Here is a 9,361-nt window from a genome sequence, read left to right on the forward strand (position 1 = left end):
AGACGTACCGCCGCGTCACCTGGGACGTGCGCGACCGCATCGGCCAGCAGCTGCGGATCAAGGTCGTCGACCAGGCCACCGGCGGCTGGGGCCACATCAACCTCGACGACGTCCGCAACGGACTCGACCAGCCCGGAGGCGGCGGCACCAGCGGTCCCGTCGCGTACTGGAACTTCTCCGAGAACAAGGGGAAGAGCACGGTGGAGCAGGTCAGCCACCAGGCCGACCCGATCAGCTACGTGTTCAACAACGCGGTGTACAAGCCGAACAGCGACCCGCTGTGGCAGCCCGCCGCCGCCGGTGACGGCGCCCTGTCCGGCGCCCTGAAGTTCGACGGCTACTCGACGTGGGTCAGCCGCAGCGCCTCCTCCGTGCCACTGTCGCCCGACGGGCTGACCGTCGACACCTGGATCGCTCCGCAGGGCTTCGAGTGGGGCGACGCCGGCAAGGTGTCGGCGATCGTCAACCAGCAGGACGCCGGGGCCCACCTCGGGTTCTCCCTGGGAGTGGGGCGTCACGGCGTGTGGAAGCTCGGTGTCGGCACCGGCGACGCCTGGCGGGAGGTCAGCGCCCCGCAGTCGGCCGCGCTCACCGTCGGCCAGTGGGCGCACCTGGTGGCCACGTTCGACTCGGCGCACGGCACCATGACCCTGTACCTCAACGGGACCCAGGTGGCGCAGAGCGCCATACCCGCGGGGGTGAGCCTGCAGGCCGCGCAGGTGCCGCTGCTGATCGGGCGCCACAACCAGCCCGAGATCATCAACGGGACCTTCGCCGTCAACATGTTCAGCGGCCTCATCGACGAGGTGAAGGTCTACGACCGGCCCCTGAGCGCCGCGGAGGTCGCCAGTGGGCACAGCGCGACGCTGTCGACGTTCGCGGGCGGCGTGATCCCGGCCGCGCACATGCCCCAGGACCGCTCGCGCTACGACGGTGACAAGTACCGGCCCGGGTACCACTTCACCGCCCCGAACCACTGGATGAACGAGCCGCACGCCCCGATCTTCGTCAAGGGCCAGTACCACCTCTTCTACCAGTACAACGAGCACGGCCCCTACTGGCACGACATCAGCTGGGGACACGCGGTGAGCACGGACCTCGTGCACTGGCGGGACCTGCCGATCGCCTTGGCGCCCACCGCCGACAGCGTGGCACCGGACGGCGTCTGGTCGGGCGGCTCCACCGTCGACGCCAACGGCAACCCGGTGCTGTTCTTCACCGCCGGCAACGACTCCCAGCACCCCAACCAGGCGGTCGGCACCGCCCGGCCGGTCGACCCCAACGACCCCGACCTGGTGCGCTGGACGATGGACCCGCAGCTGGTCACCCAGCAGGACCCGGCCGCGAACGTCGGCGCCGGGCGCAAGGTCCGCGTCGGGGAGTTCCGCGACCCCAGCGTCTGGAAGGAGGGCGACACCTGGTTCGAGCTGGTGGGCTCCGGAGTCCAGACCACCGGGGGCGCCGACGTCGGCGGCACGGCGCTGCTGTACACCTCGACCGACCTGGCGCACTGGACCTACGTCGGCCCGCTCATGACGGGTGACGTGGCCGCCTACCCCAAGTCGGGCCAGGTGTGGGAGCTGCCCACCTTCCTGCCGATCGGCAAGGACGCCCAGGGCCGGCAGCGCAACGCGCTGATCGTGAACCCCTCGTTCAGCGGTCCGAGCCCCTACAGCAGCAAGAACACCCTGTACTGGGTGGGGACCTGGGACGCGGCGACCCGCACGTGGACGCCGGACAGCGCCGCGCCGCGGATGTTCGACTACGGCGAGCACTTCACAGGCCCCAGCGGGACGGTCGACGGCAAGGGCAGGTCGCTGCTGTTCAGCATCGCCCAGGACCGCCGCACCGAGCAGGCGCACTACGACGCCGGGTGGGCGCACAACGCCGGGCTGCCGGTCGAACTGACCATGCGCCCCGACGGTGACCTCGGCATCCGCCCGGTGGCCGAGACGGCGGACCTGCACGCCGGTGCGCCGCTGCTGGACGTGACCGGCCCGACGGACATCGCCGCCGTGAACCAGCAACTCGCCTCCGTCAAGGGCGACATGCTCCAGGTCCACCTGACCCTCAAGCCCGGAACGGCCCAGCGCTTCGGCCTGGACGTCCTGCGCAGCCCCGGCGACGAGGAGCGCACCAGGTTCTTCTACGACACCGCGAACGGCGGCACGTTCGGCGTCGACCGGACCAGGACCGGCAGCAACTCCGACGTGGACGGCAACCTCGGCGTGCAGAGCGGGCCCCTGGTCCTGGACGGCGGCCAGGTCACCCTGGACGTCTTCGTCGACCGCTCGATGGTCGAGGCGTACGCGAACTCGTACAAGTCGATCACCACCCGGGCCTACGACGTCCGCAACGACTCCCTCGGGCTGCAGCTGTGGGGGGACGGCTCCGTCGTCCAGTCCATGACGGTCTGGAAGATGAACGGCATGACCGGCTGACCGGTCACCGGCCGGTCGGGTGAGCGGCGCCGCACGCAACCCGCGTGCGGCGCCGCTCAGCGGTCTGCCGCTGCTCGGCGGCCACCGGCCGCGCGACGGACTTGACAGACACCACCACTCCTCCGCATCGTCGCCCCCACGCGGGTTGCCGGAGGACCATCGCACAGGGGTGAAGGACATTGACCGACCGACGGGTGACCATGAGCGACGTCGCTCGGAAGGCGGGGGTCTCGCAGACCACCGCCTCCTTCGTGCTGTCCGGGCGCACCGACATGCGGATCTCCGAAGCGGCCCAGGCGAGGGTGAAGGAGGCGGCCGCGGCGCTGGGCTACCGGCCGAACGTGACGGCGCGGAGCCTGCGCACCCGGGTCACCCGGACGATCGGGTTCGTCTCCGACGCCATCACCACCACGCCCTTCGCCGGTGAGGTGATCCGCGGCGCGCTGGAGGTGGCCCGGGCCCACGACCACCTGCTGTTCATCGTCGAGAGCGAGGGCTCGGCCGACACGGAGGCGGCGCTGGTGAACGCCCTGGTGGACCGCCAGGTCGATGCCGTGGTCCTGGCGTCCATGTACACCAGGTACATCACGCCGCCCAAGGACCTGCACGGTCGGCGGGTGGTGCTGCTGAACTGCCTGGCCCCGGGGTTCGACGCGCCTTCGGTGATCCCCGACGAGGTCGAGGCCGGCCGGGCGGCCGGGCGGGTGCTACTGGCCGCCGGGCACCGGGAGGGCGTCTGGGCCGTCGGCGGCCACCAGGCGATCCCGGCGACCCCGGAGGGGACGTTCGCCGGCAACGAGCGGATGCGCGGACTGCAGGAGGTGCTGCGGCAGGAGCGGGTGGTCCTGGACGGGGTCGTCGAGTGCGAGTGGAACGCCGAGGACGGCTACCGGGAGACCCGGGCGCTGCTGGCGGCCGGGCGGCGGCCGCGGGCCCTGGTGTGTTCGACCGACCGGCTCTCCTTCGGCGCCTACCAGGCGCTCGCGGAGGCGGGGCTCACCGTCCCGGGAGACGTCTCGGTCGTCTCGTTCGACGACCAGGACATCGCGTCGTGGCTGCGTCCCGGGTTGACGACGCTGGCGCTGCCGCACTACGAGATGGGCCGCACCGCGATGGAGCTGCTGCTCGGCGGGGAGCCGTCGGGCAGCGCGGTGCACCGGATCCCGATGCCGCTGCGGGAGCGCGGTTCGGTGGCCGTACCCGGCCGCCGCCGTCGTGCGTTCAGTGCGCGGGCGCGGCCAGGGCCGCAGGATGTTCGAGCGGGGCCGTCCGGCTGCCGGGGACGAGGTTCCACGCCTCCACCGCGAGGTGCACCGGGCCGAGGGTGCGCAGGCGCCAGGGCGGGGTGCCGGTGGGGTAGCAGCGCAGGGTGAGTGCCTCGCCGGTGGCGAGGTGGACCTCGACGATGGAGCCGTCGACGACGACGCGCAGGTCGACGGCGCTGCCGGGGTCGGTGCCCTCGGGCAGCGGCAGCCGGTACCGGCCGGGCCGGGCCCGGGGGTCGAGGGAGGCGTGGTCGCGGTCGACGACGAGTTCGCCCGCGGCCGGGTCGAGCGTGATGTCGAGGTGCTCGCCGGGGGCGGTGGTCAGGCGCAGCCCGCCGGGCTCCCGGGTGCTGGGGCGCAGCCGGGCGGTCAGGTCGAAGGCGGGGCCGACTTCTCCGAGGTCGAGCCCTTCCGGTCCGGCCGCCCGTTCGGGGAGGTGGACGGTGCGGGGGCCGCGCAGCTGGAGGATCTCCCGGGCGGGCTGCTGGTGGACCCGGCCGTCGGGGGTGAGGGTGACCTCGCGCGGGAGGGTCAGGGTGCCGGCCCATCCGGCCTCGTCGCTCCACGCGGCGTCGCGGGCCTCCCAGGACCACCCCCACAGCAGCCAGCGGCCGTCGGGGGCGGGCAGCAGCGCGGGGGCGTAGAAGTCGGGGCCGTGGTCGAGCACGTGGTGCCCGGTGGGGGTGAAGGTGCCGTCGCTCTCGCTGCCGACGTAGACCCGGACGTCGCGCGGGCCGCCGAGTGCGTCCCAGAGGCTGACCACCAGGGCGCCCCGTTCGCCGAAGGAGGCGTACTGGGGGCACTCCCAGCCGGTCCAGCCGCCCGTTCCGGGGGCGTGGCCGTCGTCGTCGGTGAGGAACGGGCCGCGGTGGTGCCAGTGTTCGAGGTCGGCGGACTCGTACAGGAACGCGGCTCCCCGGTCGCCCTCGACGCTGGCGCCGACGAGCATCCGCCACCGGTCGCCCTCGCGCCAGACGTAGGGGTCGCGGTACATGGTGGCGCCGTCGGGGGGCGTCGGTATCAGCAGGTCGGGCCGCTTGGTCCAGGTGAGGCCGCCGTCGTGGGACTCGGCGGAGGTGACGGGCTGCCACCAGCGGTCGTCGCGGTGCGCGGAGTAGAAGGCCACCAGGCGGGAGCCGTCGGAGACGGCGTTGCCGGAGTAGCAGCCGTCGGCGTCGTAGCCGCCGGGTGTCGGGGTCAGGGCGATCGGCTGGGGTTCCCAGGTGACGAGGTCGGGGCTGCGGTAGTGCCCCCAGTGGACCCGGGCGTGGACGGGCGCGTGCGGGTTGTACTGGAAGAAGACGTGGTAGTGGCCGTCGTGGAAGGCCAGGCCGTTGGGGTCGTTGATCCAGTTCTCGGGCGGCCTGAGGTGGACGGCGGGCAGGTGCGGGTCGGCGGGCGAGGTGGACAAGGACGTCCTTCGAATGGGTGCGGACGGCGCCGGCGGAACCCTCGGCGCGGCGTTCGGTCGGTGGCGGAGGGCTGGTCAGCCCTTCACGCCGCTGGAGGCGATGCTGTTGATGAAGGACCGCTGGAAGGCCAGGAACAGGGCCAGCACAGGGACGGTGATCATGGTGGAGTACGCCATGATCTGGCCCCAGGAGACGTTCAGCTGGAAGAAGTACTGGATGCCGACCATGACGGGGCGCAGGTTCTCGTCCTGGACGACCATGAGGGGCCACAGGTAGGAGTTCCACATGGGCAGGAAGGTGAGGATGGCGACGGTGGCGACGGCGGGCCCGGACAGCGGCATGACGATGCGCCGGTAGATGCCGAACCAGCCCGCCCCGTCCATCCGGGCGGCTTCGTCGAGCTCCTTGGGGACGCTCTGGAAGTACTGGTGGAACAGGAAGACGGAGAAGGCGTTGGCGACGAACGGCAGGATCTGCACCCGGTAGGTGTCGAGCCAGCCTTCGGTGAACGCGAGCTGGAAGCCGTGCAGTTCGAGCCAGGGCAGCTTGTTCACCCACCACACCAGCGGCAGGGCGAAGGTCTCGAACGGCACGATCAGGGTCGCGATGACGAGCGCCAGCAACAGCCGGCGTCCGGGCCAGCGCATCCGGGACAGGGCGAAGGCCGCGAGGCTGTTGACGACGATGCCCAGGACGACGGTGACGGCCGAGATGACGATCGAGTTGAGCAGGAAGCGGCCGGCCGGCACCCGGTCGAAGACCGCGGTGTAGTTGTCCAGCGACAGCTGCCCGACGGGCAGGAACGCCTTGACGTTGCCGAGGTCGGCGAAGATCTGCTGGTCCGGCTTGAACGACGAGATCAGCATGAAGACGATGGGGAAGACGAAGACCAGGGCGAGCACGGTGCGCAGCAGGTGCCCGGGGGCGCGGCGCAGGGTCCGCCGCAGGGGGCCGGGGGCCGGGGTGGGGGTGGTCGCCATGTCAGTCCTTCTCCCGGGTGAGGAAGCGCTGGATGAGGGAGACGGCCAGCACGAGCACGAAGAACACCAGGGAGATCGCGGAGGCGTAGGCGGTCTGCTGCTGCGTGTAGCCGGCGTGGACGGCCTGGTAGACGACGGTGGTGGTGGAGTCCAGCGGGCCGCCCTGGGTCATGACGTTGACCTGGGTGAACAGGCGCAGCGCGTCGATGGTGATGGTGATCAGGACGAAGGTGCGGGTGGCGCGCAGGCCCGGCCAGGTCACGTGGCGGAAGCGGGCCCAGCGGTCGGCGCCGTCGATGGCGGCGGCCTCGTGCAGGTCGGCGGGGATGGTCTGCAGGCCGGAGAGCCAGATGACCATGTGGAAGCCGACGCCCTGCCAGACGGACATGAAGATGATCGCGGGCAGCGCGGTGGAGGGGTCGTTCAGCCAGTCCGGGCCGTGCAGGTGGCCGAGGGTGAGGGTGTCGATGAGGTGGTTGACCAGCCCGGTCTTCTGGTAGAGGAACATCCAGACGATGGAGATCACCACCATCGAGGTGACCACCGGGACGAAGTAGACGGTGCGGAAGAAGTTGGTGCCGCCGACCTTCGTGTTGACCAGCAGCGCCAGGCCCAGGGCGAGTCCGGCCTGCACGGGGACCACCACGGCGGCGAAGACGGCGGTGTTGAGCAGGGAGCGGAAGAAGACCGGGTCCTGGAAGAGCAGGGTGAAGTTGCGCAGGCCCACGAAGTGGGCGGGGGTCGGGGAGATCAGCCGGGCGCTGGTGAAGGCCAGGGCGAACGCCAGGACGACCGGGACGACGAAGAAGACCAGCAGCAGCAGGACCGCGGGGCTGACCATGCCGAGGGCGGTGAGGCGTTCGCGGCGGCGGGCCGCGGTGCGCGGGCCGCGGCCCGGGGGCCGGGCGCCTGCGCGTGGGAGGAGGGTGGTCACGGGGGCTCCGGACGGGAAGGGGAGCTCCGGTGGAGCGGGCAAGGCGGCTCCACCGGAGGCGTGCGGGGCGGTGCCGTCAGTTGGCGTAGTAGTTGTTGCTCTTCAGGTTCGCGTCGATCTGGTCCGCGGCCTGGGAGAGCGTCTTCTTCGGGTCGGCGCCGGCCAGGATGTCCTTGGCGGTCTTCTCGAAGACGGAGGAGATGTACGGGTAGGCGGGCGTGACGGGCCGCACCACGGCGAACTTGCGGGCTTCCTGGGTGAAGACCTCGTAGGGGCCGCCGGGCTGGTAGCCGGGGATCTGCGCGGAGGCGGCGGCGGTGGCCGGGATGGTGCCGGTGGCCTTGGCGAAGTCCACGAAGTACTGGTTCTTGCGCGAGAACTTCAGGTACTCCTGGGCGCCGGCCTTGTTGCCGCAGGTGGCGCTCATGCCCCACTGCCAGGACGCGCCGCCGATCTTGGGGCCCTGCCCGAAGTCGACGGGCGGCAGGATCGCCAGGTCGTCGCCGAGCTTCTCGGCGTTCTTCGCCGCGTCCCAGCTGCCGTCCCACTCGATGGCGGACTTGCCGTTGAGGAAGTCGTCGTTGGGGCTGGTGCCGGACTTCTGCGCCATGTACCCGTTGGTGACCAGGGAGCGGAACCAGGTGGCCCAGGCGACGGCCTCGGGCCCGTCGAGCACGCCCTTGGCGCTCTTGTAGTCGGAGCGGTCGACGAGGTCGCCGCCGAAGCTCTGCAGCTGCGGGGAGTAGGCGTAGGGCCACCACTCGCCGCTGCCGCCGGTGCCCATCTCCAGCGGCTGTTCGAACGTGCCGCTCGCCTTGAGGGCGGCGAGGGCCGCGGTGAACTCGTCCGAGCTCCAGGGCTTGTCGATGGTGGGGATGCGGATGCCGTGGGCCTGCAGCACCGACTTGCGGGCGAACATCGTCAGCGCGACGTCGTAGTGGCCGAAGGCGTAGAGCTTGTCGTCGTAGGTGCCGACGGTACTCGGCAGCTGGTCGGCGACCGCGGTCTCGCTGCCGCTCATGTCCAGGGGCGCCAGGTAGCCGCCCCAGGCCCAGTTGGGCACGTTGGGCCCGTCGGCGTCGAGGATGCACGGCAGCTTCTTGGCGGAGGCCGCGGCGACCACGGCGTCGTTGTAGGAGCCCTGCGGGAACGCCTGGATCTTGACCTTGTACTTGCCCTGGCCGGCGTTGAAGTCGTCGACGATCTGCTGGACGACCTTGTACTCGGCGGCGTTCCCGGCGTTGTGCGTCCACAGGGTCAGGGTGTCGCCGTCCGCGCCCGAGCCGGACCCGCTGCTCCCGGAGCAGCCGGCGAGCACGGTGGCCGCGGTGACGATGGCTACACTGGTGGCCGCGAGGCGCTTGACCTTCGATCTCATGGTTTCTCCGTTTTCATGGGGCGGGTCCTGGAAGGGCCTCGCCGGGCGACCGGTGTCGACGGTCGCCGTGGTGATGTTGCTTCACCGTCCCGGGGTCAGAGCCGGGGCGGTGGGGCGACCGAGTCCCTGGGGACCAGCGGGCAGTGCAGCGTCTCCTGGCTGCGCGGGGCGCCCGCCGGTTCCGGTGCGTCGATCACGGCTTGGAGTTGTGCGATGGCCCGTACGCCCATCTCGTAGTGCGGCAGGGCGACGGTGCTCAGCGCGGGGAAGAGGTTCTCGCTGATGAGTTCCTGGTTGTCGAACCCGATCACCGACAGGTCCCCCGGGACGGTGAGTCCGAGTTCGGCGGCGGCCCGGTAGGCGCCCATCGCCATGCGGTCGGTGAAGCAGAACAGCGCGGTGGGCCGGTGCGCGGTGGCGAGCAGCCGGCGCGCGGCGCGGTAGCCGCCCGGGGCGTCGGAGCGGTCGGCGGCCACCAGCGCGGGGTCGAAGCCGATGCCGGCCTCGGCGAGTGCGCCGCGGTAGCCGGCCAGCCGCCCCCGGGTGGCGGGGATGTCGTCGGAGTTGGTGACGAACCCGATCCGCCGGTGGCCGTGGTCCAGCAGTTCCCGGGTGGCCGTGCGGCCGCCCTGCTCCTCGTCGGGGACGACCGAGGAGAACGCCGGGTCGTGCGAGCGGGCGTCCAGCAGGACGGTGGGGACCGAGCGCAGTTGCTCGGGCACCTCCACGTTCCGGTGGTACATCGAGGCGTAGAGGATCCCGTCGACCCGGTGCTGGAGCAGCAGGTCGATCTCCTTGTGCTCCAGCTCCCGGTCGTTGCCGGTGTTCAGCATGAGCAGCAGCAGGCCGCGCTCGGCGGCGGCCTCCTGGGCGCCCTTGATGATCCGTCCGGCGTGCGGCGTGGTGGCGATCTCGTCGCTGAGGAAGCCGACGGTGTAGGAGCGGCTCAGC

At 71.4% G+C, this 9,361-nt stretch carries 6 protein-coding genes and 1 pseudogene; 2 read left to right on the forward strand and 5 right to left on the reverse strand.

Features of this window, described 5'->3' with window-relative positions; translation table 11 throughout:
• Both OO48_RS33105 and OO48_RS40475 read left to right on the forward strand, forming a co-directional pair.
• A partial coding sequence (locus tag OO48_RS33105) for a LamG-like jellyroll fold domain-containing protein (protein WP_209439590.1) occupies nt 1–2,441 on the forward strand: 2,441 nt, incomplete at its 5' end.
• A gap of 200 nt (nt 2,442–2,641) precedes the next feature.
• Nucleotides 2,642–3,622 (forward strand): annotated as a pseudogene (locus OO48_RS40475) (LacI family DNA-binding transcriptional regulator); the annotation flags it as partial.
• 40 nt (nt 3,623–3,662) lie between these two features.
• Here the strand turns inward: OO48_RS40475 and OO48_RS33110 are convergent.
• From OO48_RS33110 to OO48_RS33130, 5 genes are all read right to left on the reverse strand, one after another.
• Nucleotides 3,663–5,117, reverse strand: coding sequence for a glycoside hydrolase family 32 protein (locus OO48_RS33110; RefSeq protein ID WP_033223146.1), 1,455 nt, complete (start codon nt 5,115–5,117; stop codon nt 3,663–3,665).
• A gap of 75 nt (nt 5,118–5,192) precedes the next feature.
• Nucleotides 5,193–6,098, reverse strand: a complete 906-nt coding sequence (locus tag OO48_RS33115; protein ID WP_081952572.1) for a carbohydrate ABC transporter permease — start codon at nt 6,096–6,098, stop codon at nt 5,193–5,195.
• 1 nt (nt 6,099) lies between these two features.
• Entirely contained in the window at nt 6,100–7,032 is a 933-nt protein-coding gene (locus OO48_RS33120) for a carbohydrate ABC transporter permease (RefSeq protein WP_033223148.1), read from the reverse strand.
• A 76-nt stretch (nt 7,033–7,108) separates the two neighbouring features.
• Nucleotides 7,109–8,410: an extracellular solute-binding protein gene (locus OO48_RS33125; protein WP_033223150.1), complete on the reverse strand. Its 1,302-nt coding sequence runs from the start codon at nt 8,408–8,410 to the stop codon at nt 7,109–7,111.
• Nucleotides 8,411–8,505: 95 nt separating this feature from the next.
• Nucleotides 8,506–9,361 (reverse strand): substrate-binding domain-containing protein (locus OO48_RS33130; protein WP_033223154.1); only part of this gene is annotated, 856 nt, incomplete at its 5' end.

The organism is Kitasatospora phosalacinea, from assembly GCF_000716545.1.
Taxonomy (GTDB): domain Bacteria; phylum Actinomycetota; class Actinomycetes; order Streptomycetales; family Streptomycetaceae; genus Kitasatospora; species Kitasatospora phosalacinea.

Excerpts from the sequence above, each read along its gene's own strand:
- OO48_RS33115 (WP_081952572.1), bottom strand. The coding sequence starts at position 6,098 with ATGGCGACCACCCCCACCCCGGCCCCCGGCCCCCTGCGGCGGACCCTG.
- OO48_RS33125 (WP_033223150.1), bottom strand. The coding sequence starts at position 8,410 with ATGAGATCGAAGGTCAAGCGCCTCGCGGCCACCAGTGTAGCCATCGTC.